At 56.7% G+C, this 18571-nt stretch carries 18 protein-coding genes; all 18 read right to left on the bottom strand.

Annotation, left to right across the window (positions count from 1 at the left end; genetic code table 11):
* Positions 1 to 33: 33 nt before the first annotated feature.
* On the bottom strand, positions 34 to 1122 hold the full coding sequence (locus tag MUU53_RS00695) for a flagellar hook-associated family protein (RefSeq protein WP_247259133.1): 1089 nt from the start codon (positions 1120 to 1122) through the stop codon (positions 34 to 36).
* A gap of 3 nt (positions 1123 to 1125) precedes the next feature.
* Positions 1126 to 2571, bottom strand: a complete 1446-nt coding sequence (gene flgK / locus MUU53_RS00690; RefSeq protein WP_247259132.1) for a flagellar hook-associated protein FlgK — start codon at positions 2569 to 2571, stop codon at positions 1126 to 1128.
* 29 nt (positions 2572 to 2600) lie between these two features.
* A complete protein-coding gene (locus MUU53_RS00685; RefSeq protein WP_247259246.1) occupies positions 2601 to 3821 on the bottom strand; it encodes a flagellar hook protein FlgE in 1221 nt (406 codons plus the stop codon).
* Between the two features lie 223 nt (positions 3822 to 4044).
* Positions 4045 to 4716, bottom strand: coding sequence for a transcriptional activator Rem (rem, locus tag MUU53_RS00680; protein ID WP_062555367.1), 672 nt, complete (start codon positions 4714 to 4716; stop codon positions 4045 to 4047).
* A gap of 283 nt (positions 4717 to 4999) precedes the next feature.
* On the bottom strand, positions 5000 to 5578 hold the full coding sequence (locus MUU53_RS00675) for a transglycosylase SLT domain-containing protein (RefSeq protein WP_377307258.1): 579 nt from the start codon (positions 5576 to 5578) through the stop codon (positions 5000 to 5002).
* Positions 5505 to 6986, bottom strand: coding sequence for a flagellar hook-length control protein FliK (fliK, locus tag MUU53_RS00670; protein ID WP_247259131.1), 1482 nt, complete (start codon positions 6984 to 6986; stop codon positions 5505 to 5507). The genes MUU53_RS00675 and fliK overlap by 74 nt, the downstream gene beginning before the upstream one ends.
* 4 nt (positions 6987 to 6990) lie before the next feature.
* Complete coding sequence (motC, locus tag MUU53_RS00665; protein ID WP_247259130.1) at positions 6991 to 8268, bottom strand: chemotaxis protein MotC; 1278 nt, start codon at positions 8266 to 8268, stop codon at positions 6991 to 6993.
* Positions 8268 to 9572 (bottom strand): MotB family protein, encoded by a 1305-nt coding sequence (locus MUU53_RS00660; RefSeq protein WP_247259129.1) that lies wholly within the window; start codon positions 9570 to 9572, stop codon positions 8268 to 8270. Before MUU53_RS00660 ends, motC begins: the two co-directional genes overlap by 1 nt.
* Positions 9569 to 10201, bottom strand: coding sequence for a hypothetical protein (locus tag MUU53_RS00655; protein WP_247259128.1), 633 nt, complete (start codon positions 10199 to 10201; stop codon positions 9569 to 9571). The genes MUU53_RS00660 and MUU53_RS00655 overlap by 4 nt, the downstream gene beginning before the upstream one ends.
* A 245-nt stretch (positions 10202 to 10446) precedes the next feature.
* Entirely contained in the window at positions 10447 to 11415 is a 969-nt protein-coding gene (locus tag MUU53_RS00650) for a flagellin N-terminal helical domain-containing protein (RefSeq protein ID WP_247259127.1), read from the bottom strand.
* Positions 11416 to 11740: 325 nt separating this feature from the next.
* Positions 11741 to 12703 carry a flagellin N-terminal helical domain-containing protein gene (locus MUU53_RS00645; protein ID WP_247259126.1) on the bottom strand — a complete coding sequence of 321 codons (963 nt, stop codon included), beginning with the start codon at positions 12701 to 12703 and terminating at the stop codon, positions 11741 to 11743.
* A gap of 255 nt (positions 12704 to 12958) precedes the next feature.
* On the bottom strand, positions 12959 to 13921 hold the full coding sequence (locus tag MUU53_RS00640; protein WP_247259125.1) for a flagellin N-terminal helical domain-containing protein: 963 nt from the start codon (positions 13919 to 13921) through the stop codon (positions 12959 to 12961).
* A 498-nt stretch (positions 13922 to 14419) separates the two neighbouring features.
* Complete coding sequence (gene fliP, locus MUU53_RS00635; RefSeq protein ID WP_247259124.1) at positions 14420 to 15157, bottom strand: flagellar type III secretion system pore protein FliP; 738 nt, start codon at positions 15155 to 15157, stop codon at positions 14420 to 14422.
* Entirely contained in the window at positions 15154 to 15690 is a 537-nt protein-coding gene (locus MUU53_RS00630; protein WP_247259123.1) for a flagellar basal body-associated FliL family protein, read from the bottom strand. The genes fliP and MUU53_RS00630 overlap by 4 nt, the downstream gene beginning before the upstream one ends.
* A 26-nt stretch (positions 15691 to 15716) precedes the next feature.
* Positions 15717 to 16427 carry a flagellar basal body L-ring protein FlgH gene (gene flgH, locus MUU53_RS00625; RefSeq protein ID WP_247259122.1) on the bottom strand — a complete coding sequence of 237 codons (711 nt, stop codon included), beginning with the start codon at positions 16425 to 16427 and terminating at the stop codon, positions 15717 to 15719.
* Positions 16424 to 16972 carry a MotE family protein gene (locus tag MUU53_RS00620; RefSeq protein ID WP_377307259.1) on the bottom strand — a complete coding sequence of 183 codons (549 nt, stop codon included), beginning with the start codon at positions 16970 to 16972 and terminating at the stop codon, positions 16424 to 16426. The genes flgH and MUU53_RS00620 overlap by 4 nt, the downstream gene beginning before the upstream one ends.
* On the bottom strand, positions 16969 to 18084 hold the full coding sequence (locus MUU53_RS00615) for a flagellar basal body P-ring protein FlgI (RefSeq protein ID WP_376748543.1): 1116 nt from the start codon (positions 18082 to 18084) through the stop codon (positions 16969 to 16971). The genes MUU53_RS00620 and MUU53_RS00615 overlap by 4 nt, the downstream gene beginning before the upstream one ends.
* Positions 18081 to 18563, bottom strand: coding sequence for a flagellar basal body P-ring formation chaperone FlgA (gene flgA / locus MUU53_RS00610; RefSeq protein ID WP_062555355.1), 483 nt, complete (start codon positions 18561 to 18563; stop codon positions 18081 to 18083). Before flgA ends, MUU53_RS00615 begins: the two co-directional genes overlap by 4 nt.
* Positions 18564 to 18571: the final 8 nt, after the last annotated feature.

The following is an 18571-nucleotide window of genomic DNA, read 5'->3' as shown; positions in this document are numbered from 1 at the left end:
CATGTATCCTTCATTTTCAGTCACTTCCTTCAATCATCTAAGGAAGTTTACGAGGCTCAATTGTTGTATTCTTGAAGTCAACGTATAAGACGCTTCAAGCAAAGCCTTCAGCGATGTTACGCGGGTCGATGCCTCATAGGCATCGACACCTTGCAGATCATTCAGATGAAGTTCGAAGATCTTCTTCTGGGATTCGAGAGACTCATTCGCATTCTTCACGCGCTCGCTGGAAATACCTAGATTTGAGCGAGCCGCGGTGATCCCGGTTTCAGCCCGGCCGATAGCACCGCTGGCAACCTTGACCGCTGCCTGCCGCGAAGCTTCCGGGACGTCGGTCGTCAAGAATTCGTTGGAAACGACGGCGGCGAAGACGAAGCTGCGGAAACCGGACCCGTTCGCATTGGTGGATGTATCGACCACCTCATTGGCGCTGATGCGCGTCGTCATGTTCGTATCGTTCGCATTGGAAACGAACGTGGTCCAGAAATCCTGTCCGGCCTGGCCCGCGTGGGGCGGGTCGGTCAAGGTCGTGGTACCGCTGAACTTTGCTTCGAGATCCGTCAAGAAACTGTCCACCTGAGCTGCCGTCATGGCGCTCTTGGAAGGTATCCCGTTGGCACTTAAGAATTGGTTCAGTTCCGCATCGTAAGCCGCTTTAAATGGCGATCCGGCTTCCGTGAAGGATGTCAGCGGCTTGACGTCGGTGTTCGTGCCCGCGAACAGATATTCACCAGCAACCGACGAGTTCGCCGCATCGGTGAACGAATCGAGCGCGGAGGTCAGCGTGCGTCGGGCATCGTCCAGGGTCGAGGCACTGGAGGTCAGCGAGGCGAGTGCGCCGCGAACCTTGTCGACCGATGTCGACATGTTGCTGAGTGCCGCCTCGGAAGAGTCCAGACGCGTAACGGCGACCGAATTTGTTGTCAGCTGCGACTCGATCCGCATGACATCGCGCGTCAGATCAAGATTGCGTGCGGTCTGCGATCCGAGAGAGACACCCATGTCGGCGTGAACGCCGGTGGTGACCTCCTCGTTTGCCTTCATCAGTTCATTCTGGGCTTTCGCCATTGCCGTTCTAAGGCTGGTTTGAACTGAAATCGTCGAGCTGAATGAAGTCTTCATGTCTTATCCTGCCGCTTGTAGTAAGGCTGCCATCATTTCATCGATGGTGCTGACCAGCTTGGTCGCCGCCTTGTAGGACTGCTCGATATCGAGAAGCAGCGAGAGCTCCTCGTCGAGGCTGACGCCGGTTTCGCTTGTGTAGGCTTCCGAAGCACGCGCCTCCATGGCCGTCTTGGTTTCGTTTGCAGCGGTGGCCGTGCTACGGATCGCTTCCAGCCAGGACGTCGAAGCCGACGAGTAGGTCATTAGGCTCAGGGTGCCCTTCACCTCCGTCGCCTGGTCGAAGCTGCGGGTCGTCTTCATCGCCTGCGTATAGCTGTCGAGCAGCTTCGAGTAGCCTGAGCCGCCCGTGTTGACGACATAGGCAGCGCCATTGAACCCGCCATCGCGGATCATGGTCGGATTGCCTTTCGCCAAGGGATTGACCTTGATGGATGCGGCAAGACCGGGAATGACGGTGCCGGTCGCATCGACCGCATCATCCACGCCGTTGGTAAAGAGACCCGCAAGAGGCGGCAGCGCTCCGGAAGGACCGGTTTCGGCAAAGGACACGATCAGGGTGCGTGCGACTTCGTCGAGCTGGCTCTGGAATTTCGGCGCGATCTCGTCACGGATCTGCAGAAGTGCCTGGAGCGAACCGGATGCGCTGGTGTCTCCGCCCTCTCCTGCCGTGATTGCAACGCCATCGATGTAGATCGGGTTGCCGGTGACATTCGCCGCGTAGGCATTGGTCGAGTTGAACGATACCGTGCGCGGAATCGTTTCGAAAAGCGTGGTGCCCTCAGAAGTGTAGATGGCCATATCGCCATTGTCGCGAACGACGGTCGAGACACCCACGATGCTGGAAATCTGCTTCAGGATCGTTTCGCGACTATCCAGCGCGTTGTTGGCATCCGATCCCGTGATCTTCGCGCCGACAACCTGATTGTTGGCTGCTTCGAACTGGGATAGCAGGCCATTCAGCTTGTCGACCTGGCTCTGGATTTCTGCGTCGGCGCGGGTTCGAATGCCCTGAACGCCAGCGGAGATATTGTTTAGCGTATCAACCAGATCCTGCGCGTTCGACACGACGGTCGATCCGAGCGTGGTGGACGTCGGCGAGGCAGCATAGGAGCCCAGTTGGTCGAAGAGGTTTTGAAGCCGCCGGCTCGGCGAGTTGTCATACTCGTTGTTGCCCATCAGGTCGCGCATTTCCTGCAGACCGGTCAGAAGGGTGGACTGGCCGGTGGAAACGGAGGTTGCCGTGATGGTCTGCCGAAGCAGCGAATTGTTCTGGGCTCTGTCGACAGACGCAACCAGCGCACCGTTGCCAGCCGTAGTCAACGAGGCGGAACGGCGAACATAGTTCGCGTTCTGACCGTTGGCGATATTCGACGAAACGACCTGTGTCTGCTTCGAGGTATTGTTGAATATGGCCTGGGCTGTATTCAGTGCGGTGGAAAGCGTCATGTCACATTACTCCAGCGAGAGCCCTGGCGTTAGCGCTTCAGGTTCACGAGTACGTCGAGAAGTTCGGAGCCGGTCTGGAAGACCTTCGAATTGGCCGTGTAACTGCGCTGCGATTCGATCATCGTGGTCAGCTCTTCGGCAATATCGACGTTGGAATCTTCCAGCGCGCCGGACAGAATGTTGCCGTAGCCGACAGAACCCGCATAGCCCATGACGACCACGCCGGAGTCATTGCTCTGAGAGTAGACATTGCCAGCAAGAGGCCGAAGGTTGTTGGGGCTCTGCACGTTGGCCATCGCGATACGATAGGTCGGAACCGATTGGCCGTTCTTGTAGAGAATGGAAACGACGCCATCCTTGCTGATCTCGACCTTGTCGACGGCGCTTGCACCCTGACCGTTGATGTTACCGGTAATGGAGTATGCGGCGCCCAACTGAGATAGTTTTGAGAGGTCGATGTCCAGCGCACCCAGTTCAGCACCGCCGAGGCTGGTGGATGGAATGGCGGTAGTGGTGATCGGCGCCGTTGGCGCGGTCAATTTGCCCTTTGCGTCGAATGTGAGTGTTGTGGTCGACAGGTTGGTGGTGACTGGCGGCGTCCCGGAATCGGTAAAGTCGACTGACAATTCCCACTCGTTGTCGTTCGTCTTTTCGTAGGTCAGGTTCAGCAGTCGACCGTTGCCCTGCGAGTCATAGGCGACAAGCGAAGAGGACTTTTTGTATCCGATTGCTTCCTTGGCTGGCAGGTTGCCTGCCACGAGACCTTCCGTTGAAGGCGTTGCCGTCATCCCACCGGATGTGACGTTGATTTCCGTCAGACCTTCGAAACCATTGATGACGATCGTGGGATCCTCATTTGCCTTGTAAGGATAGCCCATCAGGGTGAAGCCAGCCGAGTTCTGCAGCGTGCCGTTTTCCTGCACTTCGAAATTCCCTGCGCGTGTCAGGTAATCGGTGCCATCGGCTCCAGCGACGATGAAGAAACCATCGCCATCGATAGCCAGATCGGTTGAAGAGGTCGTGTAGCTGAAGGCGCCCTGATCGTTGATGGAATAGCGGACCGTGGTGTTGACGCCGCCGGAATTGTAGGAGCCTTCGGAAGACGGCAGGATCATCGACGAAAACTGGGTCGACGATTTCTTGTAACCGGCCGTGCTGGCGTTTGCGATGTTATCGCCCACCGTGCTGAGACGATTTGCCTGGGCATTCATTCCGGACACGCCGGTCCGCATGGTTCCGTAAAGGCTCATATCAATTCCTCGTTCTGCCTGTGGTAGCAACACTAGATGACGGGCCTTGCGTGAAGCTGGCTGTTTCGGCTGTTCATCAGCCATTCCGAACATCCTGAAGCAAAGTCAGACCGAGAGCGCTACAGGCAGATACAAAATACAAACCCCGGAAATCGCTGTCGATTTCCGGGGCTAAACTCGGCTAATGCCAAGTGAATCACTGTCTATTTTCGGGAAAGCTCAATCAGCTCCAGTCGATGCAATAGCCAAGGAAACGCTTGCTATCGATCGGGTCGAAGCCGAGCTTCTTGCGCAGCTTCTTGCGCAGCTTGCTGATATGGCTTTCGACGACGTTCTCTTCGACTTCCTCGTCGAAGATGCCGTAGATGGCGTTGAAGATCTGGGTCTTCGACACGCGACGTCCGCGGTTTGCGACTAGATATTCGAGAATGCGACGCTCACGCCGCGGCAGGGGGAAGATCTCGCCCTGGATTTCCGGATCGCGACCATCGTCGAAAACGCGGATCGGTCCGATATCGGTGTAGTTCGTCAATGCCTTCACACGACGGCGGATTGCCGCCGCACGTGCCAGGATTTCCCGGGGATGAACCGGCTTGCGCACGACATCGTCGACGCCGCTGTCGAACAATGCCAGCGTTGCTTCCAGCGAAGGCTGATCACTCACAGCAATCACTGGTGCTGCGGTACGATCCCGGATTGCACGCGGCAGTTCCAGCGCATGCTCGGTCTGACCGATCAGAAACGCTTCAACCGCTGCGATATCCGTATCGGCCGCAGTCGATACCCACTCGCCAAACTCTCTGGGATCAAACCCTGTTGAGGGTACTCCCTCACGCCCAAACAATGAGGTGTAACCCTCTTTCACGAGCTCACGCTCATCAACCACTACGATCATTCGTCCGCCTCCGAATCAGTGTGGTGCCTCGATGATCTATGGGTACGAATCGGCGGCTTCATGAACAACTACGCAAAATTAACCATAGATTTTAATAGTTGATTAAGGGTCGGCTCCTGATTTGCTCTATATCTAGTGGGTGCGACAATTTTTCCCCACAAAAAATGAGTGGAAAAGTTAACGTAACGTAAAACTGATCTTTTCTTGCCACTTTTTCGCCAAATCAGTCTATCTGCGATCACCCACTATTCGACGTTGCCATACAACCAATTTATGGTTGTATTCACTGACAAAAATTTGCAGCTCCCGGTGTCCACTTGCCGTAACCCGTTGCGACAAGATTCGCAATCACGCGGCAGACGTACCGCTTTTGTGCCGGGTCGTTGTTCGGTCCTGCATGGTATCTGGCTACCGCCATCGTCCATGTTTCGTGGCGGTCGTGGAGGTTGCGGAGAAACTTCGCGGCGTATTCGACGTTCCGTCGCGGGTCCAGCATCTCCTGGGGAGACGAAAAATTCTCGCCATGGAAGTGGTGATTGATCTGCATGCAACCCATATCGATAAGTTGTCTGCCCTCCCGGCGAGCCGTTTCGAAGACCTGCATTGCGGCCATCGGGGTCTCCGGGAAGTAGGCTTTGCCCTCGATATTGAGCGCCCAGGGATAAAGGCTGCCCTTGCGACCGGTCTCCGTCAGACCGACCGAATAAAGTATACCTTCAGGGATCTGGTACTTTGCTGCAGCCGATTGGATTTCCTTCTCACAGGCGCCAGGCGCCACGGCAGCGGCATCAGAGATAGATATCGCCAGCGCGAACATCGCGCCCAGAAGCAGCGCCAGAGCGCGGATCTGCGGCTGTTTCATAGTCATCATTTCCTGTCATGAAGGGCACTCCGGCTCGTCCAGATTGCTGTCCCTGCCCCTGCCCCTGTCCCTGCCCTGCGCTACCATTGCCCTGTTGCCCGGCCATGGCACCACGCTGTCCGGCGTCATTGGACTGCTGCGAATTATCCGATTGTGCCGTCGGCGTGATCGTCACCGTCACCTGATCAACCGCGAAGCCTTGCGAGCGCAGAGCGTCCAGAATGCCACTGCTATCGCTTGTCAGCTGACTATGGGCCGCCCTCGTCTCGACAGTCAGGTGAACGCTCAATTGCTCCCCAACGAGCTTCAAGGTGGCCGTAACGGAGCCGAGATCAATGGGGGTCATCTGCAATTTAAGCGTATTGACGACGTTTCCGGTGCTGCTTTGGGCAGCGGCATTCGACAAAGCGGAACTGGGATGCATAGCGGCTGCCCAGTCCTGATCCTGCGCGATAGCTGTCGTCAGGGCCGTTGCGTTCTGTGACGTACCAAAGCCCAAGAATCGGCGTGCATCGAGCACCGTGACCTGTTCGGCACCGCCATTACCGCTGCGTCCGGTCTCAAAGGTCGTCTTTCCATCGGCACCCGTGCTGATGATCATGTCCATGCTGCTCCCGCGCGGACCCGCAAACCGGAAGGTCCTTTCACCGCCTCCAGCGCCAGTCTCCGGCAGTTCAACCGGCACATCGAGTTCGGTTGTCATCAGAGTATCGCCAGTGGCGCCCTGTTTCTGGACAGGTGCAACATCGCGGTTCCCGTCATTGGAATCGCCGGATCCAGATGCCTTGCCGCTGGTGATCTTGGCGCTTGAATGAGCAACCGCTGCCACTTCAACTGAGCCCGAAAGAAGCGACAATACGGAATTTGCATCTGTAGCAATCGTCTTCGGATCGACCTTCTCGACATCCGTCTTCTGTACGCTGGGCTCATGGTCGGCGGTTATCTCAGTCTTGTCGGACAAGACATCGTCATCGTTGCTCTTGTGCTGCGCCTTGACCTCGGCCTTCTGGGCCTTGTCCTGCTTCTGGGTTTTTGGCTCGTCCTCAATCTGCAAAGATTTGGTACCCATTTCGCGGTCGTCATCAGCCTTGACCTCGGCGTTTGCTTTCCCGCTCAGCTTGCCTGCGATTGTGAGATCGAGGCGCAACACTGCCGAAGCGGCAGAGTTATCTGCAATACGAACGCGCGGAACTGGTGTTGGCGGCAGCACCTCGGCATCAGCCTCCAGATCAACAGATGGCAGGGTCTTTTCCTGATCCTCGCCCTGCCCTCTCGATTCGCGTTGAGAGACGCTGGAGAGAGCATTGCCGAAGCCGTCTGATTTTTCTTTTCCACCGCGTCCCTGCACGGCGTCCTGAGGCGCCGCGCCGCTGGCGGGCGCGCCCAAATTCAAGGCCGACGTAATCATCGCGCTACTTGTCCTTTTTCAGCAGTTCATCGATAGCGCTCAGCTTGGACCGACTCTTGTCGACATACGTCTTGAAGTCGGGGTCGAGCGCTTTCGCCTCACCGGCGGGAGATTGAACTCCCTTCTCCGTGGCTCCTGCCGCATCATGCGCAGGAAGTGCAGAGGTTTGTTCTGCACTAATCTGATTTGGGATTGTCTCTGCTTTGTCTTGCCCGAGGCTTTCGAGGTTGGGGGCCTTCAAAACCTCGGCGGCAACCCGTCGTGCGGCATCACGCAGAGCGCGATCCTCTACACTGAGTTCATTATCCGGAATTTGATCGAGGGCCTTGACGGCCTCCTGCATCTTGCCGGCAGGCATGCGCGCTACATTGCTGAAAAGGCTGGCGGCCGACAAACCGTTGGTGGAAAGCGATTTTCCGCGTTCTGCAGCCTTATCTGCAGCAAGTTTGGCAAGCTCGGTCTTTCCTTCGATGGTCGCCTGCCGCGCAAGTCTTAGATAGATTTCTCGCGCCCGATCATCCGCCATGACCTCCAGAGCTCCGTCTAGATCCTCGGCGGTAATCTCTCCGAAATGAGCAGAAACCAGAGTTACAAAAAGATCCGCGAACTGGCTGGCATAGGGAGAGTGGGAGAAGCGTCTCGCATACTGGCGCGCATAGCTGAAGCCCTTCGCAACGAGCCCCTGCTCGACCGCCACCGCGATGGACCGGCGCAGAGCCGCTTCCTCAATAATGGTTCCCGGCGCCAGCAGGCGCGCCGTATCATAGAATTCAAGGGCCTTCTTCTGATCCGTCGCAATGATTACATTGCCCGCGACCAGTGCAAGGTATGGGCCGATCCGCTGATCACGGTATTCCGGCACCATGCTCGCAAGACCACCCGCAACCATCGTACCGCGACCGCTTAAGTATTTGCGAAGCGCATTGGCGACACGGTTGTCGAAATTGCCAGCAGTATCCTTCGAGACGATCAGTTCCAAGGTTGAGGGATTGCCGCCGCTCATGGCGTAGATCAGGGCTGCGTCCACATTCCTCGGATCTTCGAAGACGCGCATATCGGCAGTGCGCAAGCGTTTGTCGATAGTGGACAGCATGAAGCGCTGCATAGCGCCAGCCGAGTGATCGCCCATCACAACCGTGTCCTGCACGAATTGCAGGGACCGCAGCATCTGGTAGGGCTCCAGCGTCTCTTGCGATTGCTGGGCGCGGCTCTCCGTCGGCAGAACCAGAGCGATGGCGGTTGCCGCGAGCAGAGACAGGGCATGGCGCGCTCGCCAGTTCATCAGGCTTTGCCGTCCTCAAGCAGAATTTCAATACGCCGGTTCTGATCAGCCAGCGGATTATCGGGAACCTGAAGGCGCCGATCCGCATAGCCGGAGATCTGCTTCACCCGATCTTCGGCAAGTCCGCCCTTGGTGAGCATGAAATAGGCGCTGTGGGCGCGCTGCGAGGAAAGCCGCCAGTTGTCGTTTTCGCCTGACTTGAACGGACGACCGTCTGTGTGTCCCCGAATGACGACGCTTCCCTTCCGATCCTTCAAAATTGCACCGATCTTCTCCATGGCCAGCACCAGTTCCTTGCGAGGAACGGCTGAACCGACATTGAACATCGGCGTATCGAGCTGATCGGAAATCGTGATCAGAAGCCCACCTTCAGCCGGCGTCACGATCAAACCTTCGGCCAGCTTGCCCGAAATGCCTGCAATCTGGCTTTCGATCTGCTGCTTCAGTTCATCAGCCTTGCGCGCCTCGACAGCTGCCGCCGCAGCCGCAGCCGCGGCATCCGCCTGCACCGTTGCAGGGTCTGGTCTTGGTCTCGGGAGAGCGACGGATGCCAGTTGCATATCAGCGGCCGGAGCACCGGCCTGCGCGACGTTTGCCGGATTCTTCGGCGGTTCTCCGCGCGTTTGCGTCACGGAAGGCGGCGTCGGCGGCAGCATTTCCGGCATGGTTTCGTTGGAAGGATTGACCGGCTTGACTTCTGCCGGCGCCTTGGCCTGTCCATCGGCACGGGTGACTTCGACCTGCTTGGTCCAGAAGTCGGGATCAAACGGATCGCGATAGGCTTCCCCGCCGTCTGCGCCGGTTGCAGGACCCGATGAACTCGCACCGCCCTCGCCCTTGGCGCTGACATTGGCCTGCTGCCCCACTTCCTGAGCGATTTCCGCCAGAACGGAATAGGGATTCTGGAAGAAGTCCGCTTCCGAGAAATTGGCTTCTTCACCCGAGGCCTGTGTCATATCTTCGCCTGTTGCGGCGGCAGCCCCGACCTTATCGGCATCGGCCTTGACCTTGGAGCGCTCCTTGCTCTCCTCGCCTTCAGCGGCATCGACCGGCTTTTCCAGGCCCTTCTTTGCCGGAGTCTGGTCCGAAAGCTTGATGGGGTTGAAATAGCTGGCGACAGATGCCGTCGTTTTTTCGTTCGCAGCATTAACCAGCCACATCACGAGGAAAAACGCCATCATCGCTGTCATGAAGTCGGCATAGGCGATCTTCCAGGCACCACCGTGATGTCCGTCGTGCCCACCGCCATGCTTCTTGACGATGATGATTTCGTTTTTGCCGTGATGATGATTCTGTTCGCTCATGCGAGCACTTTCTTCAGGCTACCGGCCCAGGCTGAAAGCCGGGTGACCAGGACAGCCTCATTGATATCGACGGACAGATCGAGATCGGGTGTCTCGACGTGCCGTATGTCCGGGGCATTCTCGCCCAAGGCTTTGGTGAACATTTCAAACAGGCTCTGACTACCGTGGACCGTCAGTTTCGCGACATCCTCGCTTTTCAGGACCTCAATGACCTGCTGCGCGAGTTCGCTCACCATGGCTTGCGCAACAGCATCTTCCATCACTGGCGCAAGAACTGCAGTGACCGCCGTCTCCAGGGCGACAGCAGCCTCCTCGCGCATGCGCTCGAGGCTTTCAGCAAGACGTTCAGCGGTTTGTCTTTCCATTTCATGGCGCAGTTCAATCAGAGCCGCCTCATGCTCGGCCACAAGCCGCTCGCGTTCCGCTTCCCAGCGCGCATCGCTGGCCGCCTCGCCTTCGGCGCGCCCTTCCGCAAATGCAGCAGCCCGTTCCGCCTCCAGATCGACAGAGGGTTCGGGCGCTGGCGGCTCGAAATGAAAATCATTATCGAGCTCAAAAGCGACGACCGGAACCGGCGCCGCGGGAGGCGTGGAAAAGTCCTTCAGATATCGCGTCAGGGATGCCGTCATCGTCCCTCTCCTGCACTGCGAAAGGCCGGACCTTCGCATGGTGAACCGCTCGAAGGCACATGTCGTCGAAAGCTAGCCACCATGATTTTCGCCATACCCTACTGCATGCCAAACATGTCCCGACAAATTTATCGGATCAGCGTGAATTTTTTGGAACTTTAGGAATTCAAACTTGTGCGAGGGTGAAGATAGGGGCCGCCTTTCTGACGACCGGCGGCCCCTGGTATCGTTTCAGCGATTTGTGATTAATTCTGGAAGAGCTGCAGAATGTTCTGAGCGTTAGTGTTCGCGATGGAGAGCGACTGAATAGCCAGCTGCTGCTGGGTCTGCAGCGCTTTCAATCGGGTCGACTCCTCGTTCATGTCTGCATCCACAAGTCGACCGATACCAGTATCAATAGCATCCATCAGGGTCGATACGAACTGCTCCTGCATGTCGATACGACTGGTGATTGCACCAAGCGCTGAAGCCGAATCAGTCAGGCGCTGAAGAATCTTTTCTGTGGCACTCAACATTCCCGCGAGATCTTCTGCCGAGGTCGTATTGCTGATCGCGATTTCGGTTCCGGATGCACCGGACGCCGAGTCAGCATTGATCAGGAAGTAGTCCGCTGCAACCGTACCGCCGTTGCCATCTGGCTGATCTACGGTCCAGTCCATGGTCAGAACGCCGCGCTGGGCGTCTTCGGTATCAATGAGGGTCGACGTTGCCGTATCGAAAGCGAGCGTCGTCAGGCTTACAGCGCCATCGGAGGCGCGATTGAACGATGCAACGATATTCTTGACGCCCGGATCTGCGCTGTCCTTGTTGAAAAGCCAGTTTTCTCCGGAGAATGAAGCTGATTCGGAGATCGATGACAGCTGGTTCTTTAGCTGTTCGATTTCCTTGTTGATCTTGGTTTTATCGACACCGGGCTGTGATGCAGCCGTTATCTTGGATTTGATCTGATCGACGACCTTTATGGCGGAGTCCAGACCCGTATAGGCCGTGTCCGTGGTCGCTGCGCCAAGACCGAGTGCATCCTGAACCGTACTGAGCGCCTTGTTGTCAGAACGCATGGTTGTTGCGATCGACCAATAAGCGGCGTTATCGGCAGCGGTCTCGACGCGGTAACCCGACGAAATACGCGCCTGCACCTGTTCCATGTTCTGATTGACGGAACGCAGTGTTTGGAGCGCCGCCAGAGCGCCCGTGTTGGTTATAATACTTGTCATTTCGAATATCGCCCCTGGATATGATTTGGGACATGCCGGACCGGGCTAAACGCGCGATTGCTTCATGCAGACGTGAGCCGACCAAGAAACTCGGCTGACGTTCGGGCGTATGTGAATGGGCAGCCCGATCTGCTCTGAACAGAGCAGGCAGCAGACTTGCATCCCGGTATCGATAAAGCCGTATTTGTCTTGTGCGAAGCTGATCTTCACCCGGCAAAAGAAGCAGCAGGGAGATATAGAAAAAACAGTGTTCTTCCCTGGAACGAAAATGGGAGGCCGCGCGAGCCGCGCGGCCTCCCTCTAGAATGGACGGGATTTCCCGGGATTAGCGGAAGAGCGTCAAAATGTTCTGCGAATCGTTGTTGGCGATCGATAGAGCCTGAATGCCTAGCTGCTGCTGTGTCTGCAGAGCCTTCAGCCTTGTCGACTCTTCGTTCATGTCGGCATCGACGAGTTTGCCAACACCCTTGTCAATAGAATCGATGAGGTCCTGAACGAAATTAGACTGCAGATCGATACGAGCGTTGATAGAGCCGACGTCAGCTGCCGCATCGGTCATTTCCTTAAGCGCCTGATCGGTCGCGACCAGGTACTGCGCCATTTCATCACGGGTCGTCGTGCTGGTGATAGTCAGCCCCAACACACCGTCTGCCAATGCACCGTTTGTCTGGGTCGTACCCGTCTCATCGACATAGGTAAGACCGGTCCGTTCTTTCGACAGGATGCCTGCGCCTGCGGTATCGTTTGCACCCGCTGCATCAAGGCTGACCAGAGTGGACTTCGTGGTGTCGTACTCAAGAGTTGTGAGGCTGATATTGCCGTTCGCATCTCGGTTGAAGGAACCGATAATGGCCTTGGTTTCCGGGGTTGTGGTCGGATCTTCGAGAACCCAGTTCTGACCGGAGAAGGATGCAGACTTGGCAATCGACTTCAACTGGTCCTGGAGCTGCGTGATTTCTTTCTGGACCTTTTCCTTGTCGACGCCAGGCTGCGAGGCAGCTGTCAGCTTTGCCTTGATTTCGTCGACAACTTTGATGGAGCTCTGGAGAGCCGTGTAAGCTGTATCGGTCATCGCGGCACCAAGGCCAAGAGCGTCTTTAACAGTACCAAGAGCCTTGTTGTCCGAACGCATCGTCGTGGCGATCGACCAGTAAGCAGCGTTGTCCGAGGCCGTTTCGATGCGATATCCGGAAGATACGTGGTTCTGCGTTGTTTCCATATCGCTTGCGATATTGCGCAGCGTGGAGAGCGCTGCAATCGCTGCGGTATTGGTCAGAATGCTGGTCATAATTGGCCCCTACAAGAAAACAGTGGACTTGGTATTCCGGGTCTACCGGCAAGGGGTGTTGCGCCTCATGCTCGTCCTGCTTCCAATGGTTATCGGGACGCACCGCCTGTATGAGTACATATCAACTGATTAAGGTTAACAAATATTGAAGTGAACAAGGAAAATATTAGGAAATTGGATCGCAGCATCTACCGAGAACAAAAAAATCGCGCCCTGATAGGGCGCGATCTTAAGGTTTGCTTAACTTGAACTATTTTAGCGGAAGAGAGACAGGATGCTCTGCGAGTCGTTGTTGGCGATAGAGAGCGCCTGGATACCCAGCTGCTGCTGCGTCTGGAGCGCCTTGAGGCGGGTCGACTCTTCGTTCATGTCTGCGTCAACGAGCTTGCCAACGCCCTTGTCGATCGAGTCCATCAGGTCTTCGACGAAGGTGTTCTGCAGTTCGATACGGGAATTGATGGCACCAACGTCAGCGCCAGCATCCGTCATTTCCTTCAGAGCCTGCTCAACGCCGGAAAGGATCTGGGCCATTGTGTTACGGTCGGTTGTCGCCGTGATCTTGAAGCCCAAGATGCCGTCGGCCACTTCACCATCGGTCTGGGTTTGACCAGCGTCGTCCACATAGGTCAGGCCTGTGCGCTCCTTTGACAGGATGCCGTCGCCGGATGTATCGTTGGTGCCGTCGGTCTGGAGGCTGACAAGCGTGGAGTTCGTTGTGTCGTATTCGAGCGTCGTCAGGCTGATGTTGCCACCAGAGTCACGATTGAAGGAGCCAACGATGGCCTTCGTTTCTGGCGAATTGTTGTCATCCTGGAGAACCCAGTTCTGACCGGAGAAGGAAGCGGACTTCGCAATAGACTTCAGCTGATCCTGGAGCTGCGTGATTTCCTTCTGGACCTTGTCCTTGTCGACGCCCGGCTGGGAAGCGGCAGTCAGCTTGGTCTTGATCTGGTCGACAACCTTGATGGAAGATTCGATTGCTGTGTAGGCTGTGTCGGTGGTAGCAGCACCCAAACCGAGAGCGTCCTTAACGGTGCCGAGCGCCTTGTTGTCGGAGCGCATCGTTGTAGCGATCGACCAGTAAGCGGCGTTGTCGGAAGCGCTTGCGACGCTATAGCCCGATGAGATCGCCGACTGTGTCTTCTCCATGCTGCTGCTGATGGAGCGCAATGTGGAGAGCGCTGAGATAGCCGAGCTATTCGTCATAATTGATGACATAGTATTCTAGTCCCTTGTTACTGGATACTCGTTGGGGACATACCGGACTTAGACTACCGGCAATGACGATTGGCTTCATGCCCACTCGGTTCCGTGCACTCATGGAAACCAAACGCGTCATATGCCGAAGATATTTGCAGAGATTCATTGCGGATTCCTTAAACCGCATTCTAAAGTTCGACCTATGCAAACAGTCCGGTGGATAATGATTTACAGACGATGACCGCAGCAATTATCTGATTGTTTTAATTTGTTTTTATTGACCCGCTTCACTTAGTGACAAGATGTATCACAGTGGCATCAATCCAGCTCTGAATGGCTGTATCTTAACAGTTGGGAAGCCTTGTTCAAAGTTGCCAAACGTACGATATGAGACGCTCTCGATTGCGTAAAAACGCCTCGAAAATGAGCAACCGGCGCGCAGCTGCGGCGAGCGCGAGTTGGAGGAAGTCGGATCAGGCCGCACTTGCAACGGCGAGGCCGCCTCTTATTCGCCCCCTAGTTGAACGAGCGGACGAGGCTCCCCACCAGGAGATTCCAACCGTCGATCAGGACAAAAAACAGGATCTTGAAGGGGAGAGAGATCGATGTTGGCGGCAGCATCATCATACCCATGGCCATGGTGATGGCGGCGACGATCATGTCGATCACCAAAAATGGCAGGACAATCAGAAAGCCGATCTCGAAGCCGCGCCGGATTTCAGATAGCATGAAGGCCGGTATCAGGACGCGATAGTCCACGGCCTCGGGTGTTCCGACGGACTGACCCTTTTCGCGCGCGATGTCCACGAAGAGCGTAAGATCCTTCTCACGCGTGTTGGCGCTCATAAAAGCTCTGAAAGGCTCCCCGATCCGTTGCACCGCTTCCGCCTCGTTGATCTCGTTGCGCAGCAAGGGCTGCACACCCTCAGTCCATGCACGATCAAAAGTTGGCGTCATGACGTAAAAGGTCATGAACAGAGCCATCGAGATAAGGACCATATTCGAAGGAGCGGTCGCCAGACCCATACCGGTCCGAAGGATCGAGAACGCAATGATGAACCGCGGAAAACTCGTAACCATCACCAGGATGCCCGGCGCAATGGAGAGTACCGTCAACAACCCGAAGGTACGGATAATCCATGCCGCCGCGGAGCCATCCACCGGGAGGTTCAAAAGGTCGGCTGGCGATTGCTGTGCAAATGCCAGTCCCGGTGCCATCAGAATGACGGCGAGCAGCGCAAGGAGTCGAATCATTCGATCACGAAGGTTCTGAACATCACTTTCGATACTTTGCCTTGCGAGCGCAGGTCAACACGTTCCTGAATGTCTTCCTTAAGATATTGAAAGCCGCGTGGCCCTTCGATCTGCTGAAGAGAAACCGTGCGCATATAGGCGGCGATATCCTGATGGATCTGTTCAGCAAGAGGCATTTCCGGCACTCCATTAAAAGCCAGTGCAACCTCCAGACGGACCCAGTTGTCGGAAGGATATGCCAGATTTGTGGTGATTGGCTCCAGCTGTACGACGCCAGTGGCCGGGGTAGAGATGTGGGGGATGCCCTCCTCCTTCTTAGCCCCACCATGCGCGCCAGCTGCCGCGGCTGCCGCCGCTTCCTGCTTCTTTTCTTCAGCAGCCTTTTCTGCTGCCGGATCCTTCGGCGCGATCATTCCACCGAGGAACCAGCCGCCGCCTGCGCCGACCAGGGTGACGATGGCGACACCCGCAATGGTGGCCACCATGCCACCACCCTTTTTCTTGGTCTCAGCGCCTTCTGCTGCGTCTTCCATGATCCCGGTATCCCTTCAGTCCGTCATCAGAAAGGTGAGAACAGGTCGACGACCTGCTGACCGACGGGCGGCTGCTGCACCTCCATCAGACGACCTCGGCCGCCGTAGGAGATGCGTGCTTCAGCGATCTTGTCATAGGAGATCGTGTTCTTGGCATTGACATCCTGTGGCCGCACGATCCCCGCCACATTCAATATACGAATTTCGTGGTTGACGCGTACTTCCTGCGAGCCGCTGATCAGAAGATTCCCATTCTCGAGGACGCCAGTCACAACCGCTGCCACCAGTAGATTCAGCTTTTCAGAACGTTTAGTCGAACCCTTGCCCTTGGAAGAGGTATCGGAATCGGTGCTAAGGTCGCCGTTCGTACTGGGCTTCCAGCCCAAAATCTTTGCTCCAACATCCCATTTGAGACCTGTGGAGTTGGTCCGGCTGCGGTCGGTTTCATTGTCGAAGTCGGCCCTGTCGTTGATCTGAATATCGACTGTCAGAATATCGCCGACGTTCAGCGCACGCGCATCCTTGAACAGGGCGGCCTGGCTGTCGCTCCAAAGCGAATATCCATTGGCCATATGACGTGGCTGTTTTGGATAGGACGACATCTGTGGCGTCTGGGCGTATTGCAGGCCGCTCCCGATCGGGCTCATCGAAGGAGCGTTGCCGATTTCCTTGACCGTCTGACTGGCGCAACCTGTCAAAAGCAGGCCTACACAGAATACTGAAAAGCGCTTGATCATGTGCGGCGATCCTTGGATGTGTTGGGGTCGGACGCGCTGGACATGATCATGGAAATCTGACCCGCCTTCAGCGGATCCATCTCACTCAGGATCAGGCCGGACTGACGTGCCGGAAGTTTCATGATGATCGCCGCAGCCAGTTCAAGCCTCATCTGCTCAAGCCGGGGCGCTGCCGCGTCTGCTTTCATTGTCTTGAAGATTTCGATCAGGCCGGCATCTGCCTTTGCCATGAACTCGTTGCGAACCTTGAGCCACTGCTCGTATTCCGCCTTGCGCTTTTCCAGAACGGCGATGCGTTCGTCCACATCCGCCTGCAGCTTTTCGAGTTCCTGCTTCTGCAGAAGGTAGCGCTGATCGCGCGCTGAATCGGCGATGTTCGTGCAGAACTTCTCGATATCGGCAGCGGTCGAATCTTTCGGCAGCGACGTCGCCTGCTGCGCATTGACCTGTGGCACCAGAAGCAGAAGCGCTCCAACCGCCGCCATTCGCAGGAAGGATTTCCTGCGGCCAAGCGCGAAAATGACAGGTTCCAGATCAGACTTCATTGTATGACGAGCTCCGCCTGAAGCGCGCCTGCGGACTTGATGCCCTGCAGGATCGCGATGATTCCATCCGGCTTGACACCGATGCTGTTGAGACCTGCAACCAGCGTCCTGAGATCCGGTCCGTTGAGGATGGCAACATTGCTGCCGCTCTTCATGACGCTGATATCGGTCTGGGGTTGAACGGCGGTCTCACCATTGGAAAAGGGTTGCGGCTGAATAATCTGCGGTGTCTCCGTGACTTGAACGGTCAAGGTTCCATAGCTGACGGCCACACGCGATACCTTCACATCGGCACCGATGACAACCGTACCGGTTCGCTCATTGACGACGACCTTCGCGGGTGTATCGGTTTCGACCACAAGATTTTCAATCTCCGCCATCAGCCGCGTCAGATCAGCCGTCTTCGGCTTCGCGACCGAGACCTCCTGTGAGTCGCGAGGCTCTGCTATTGCACCGCCATAGCGCTGGGCCGCAAAGCGGTTCACGGTATCGGCGATGCGGACCGCCGTGGAAAAATCCGGGTTGCGCAATTGCAGCACCAGATTGACGGCGTCCTTGAATTTCGATGGAAGTTCACGCTCTATGATGGCGCCGTTCGGAACGCGGCCCGCTGTCGTCACACCTTCGGTGACGGAAGCTGCCTGCCCTTGCGCGGAGAAGCCGGACACGATGACCGAACCCTGCGCGACGGCATAGATCTGGCCGTCGGCACCGGTCAACGAGGTCATGATGAGGGTACCGCCACGCAGCGACGTTGCGTCGCCGAGGGAGCTTACCGTGACGTCCAGACGGCTGCCGGGGCTGGCGAAGGGCGGCAGATTGGCCGTCACCATGACGGCCGCGGTGTTCTTCGCTGCCGACTGGCCGCCTTGTGTCGATATGCCGAGATTCTGCAGCATGGCGCGCATGGACTGCTCGGTGAAGGGTGAGGATCGCAGGCTATCGCCCGTTCCCTGGAGACCAACGATCAGACCGTAGCCGATCAACTGGTTGTCACGACCTGCCTGAAGGGACGCGATATCCTTGATGCGCGAAGCATCGGCAAAGGCCGGCTGAATTGGTGTTAGAAGGCACAGGAAGGCAAGGCCTGCCACAAGAAGACGCTTCATCATTTCGCCATCACCTGCACTGTTCCATTCGCCATGACCGTTCCCGAAACGGTGACACCCGAATCCAGATTGCGAACCTTGATGACGTCGCCGACCGCTGCATTGTCGAGAGGCGTACCTGTTGCACTGATCGTCATGTTGCCGAGGCTGAAGGTGAGGCGGACAGGCGCGCCGCGCTTGACCGCGTAGGGCTCACGCAGGGCACTGAGCTGGATGGTGCGGCCCGGCAGCAGCGTGCGGTTGCTGACCTTGCCCATGACCTGGTCGATACCGGAGGCGTAGCCGCCGGCAAGGTTCGGATTGGTGACTTCGACTTCCTGAAGCTGGGCGGCATCGATTTCCTGACCCGGATAGATGATCTGCTTCGGCACGACCGCATAGCCCATATCGGCGTAGGCGGACGGCGCCAAAAGACCAGCAAGAAGACCAAGGGCAATGCCCTGCAATCCGACCCGCTTCCGGCTATTCCGGCGAAACATCATGTCTGCCA

Origin of the sequence: Affinirhizobium lemnae (genome assembly GCF_022968395.1) — a bacterium.
GTDB lineage: Bacteria > Pseudomonadota > Alphaproteobacteria > Rhizobiales > Rhizobiaceae > Neorhizobium > Neorhizobium lemnae.
The sequence above is the reverse complement of the archived record's forward strand: the minus strand, read 5'-3'. Positions and strand labels throughout refer to the sequence as shown.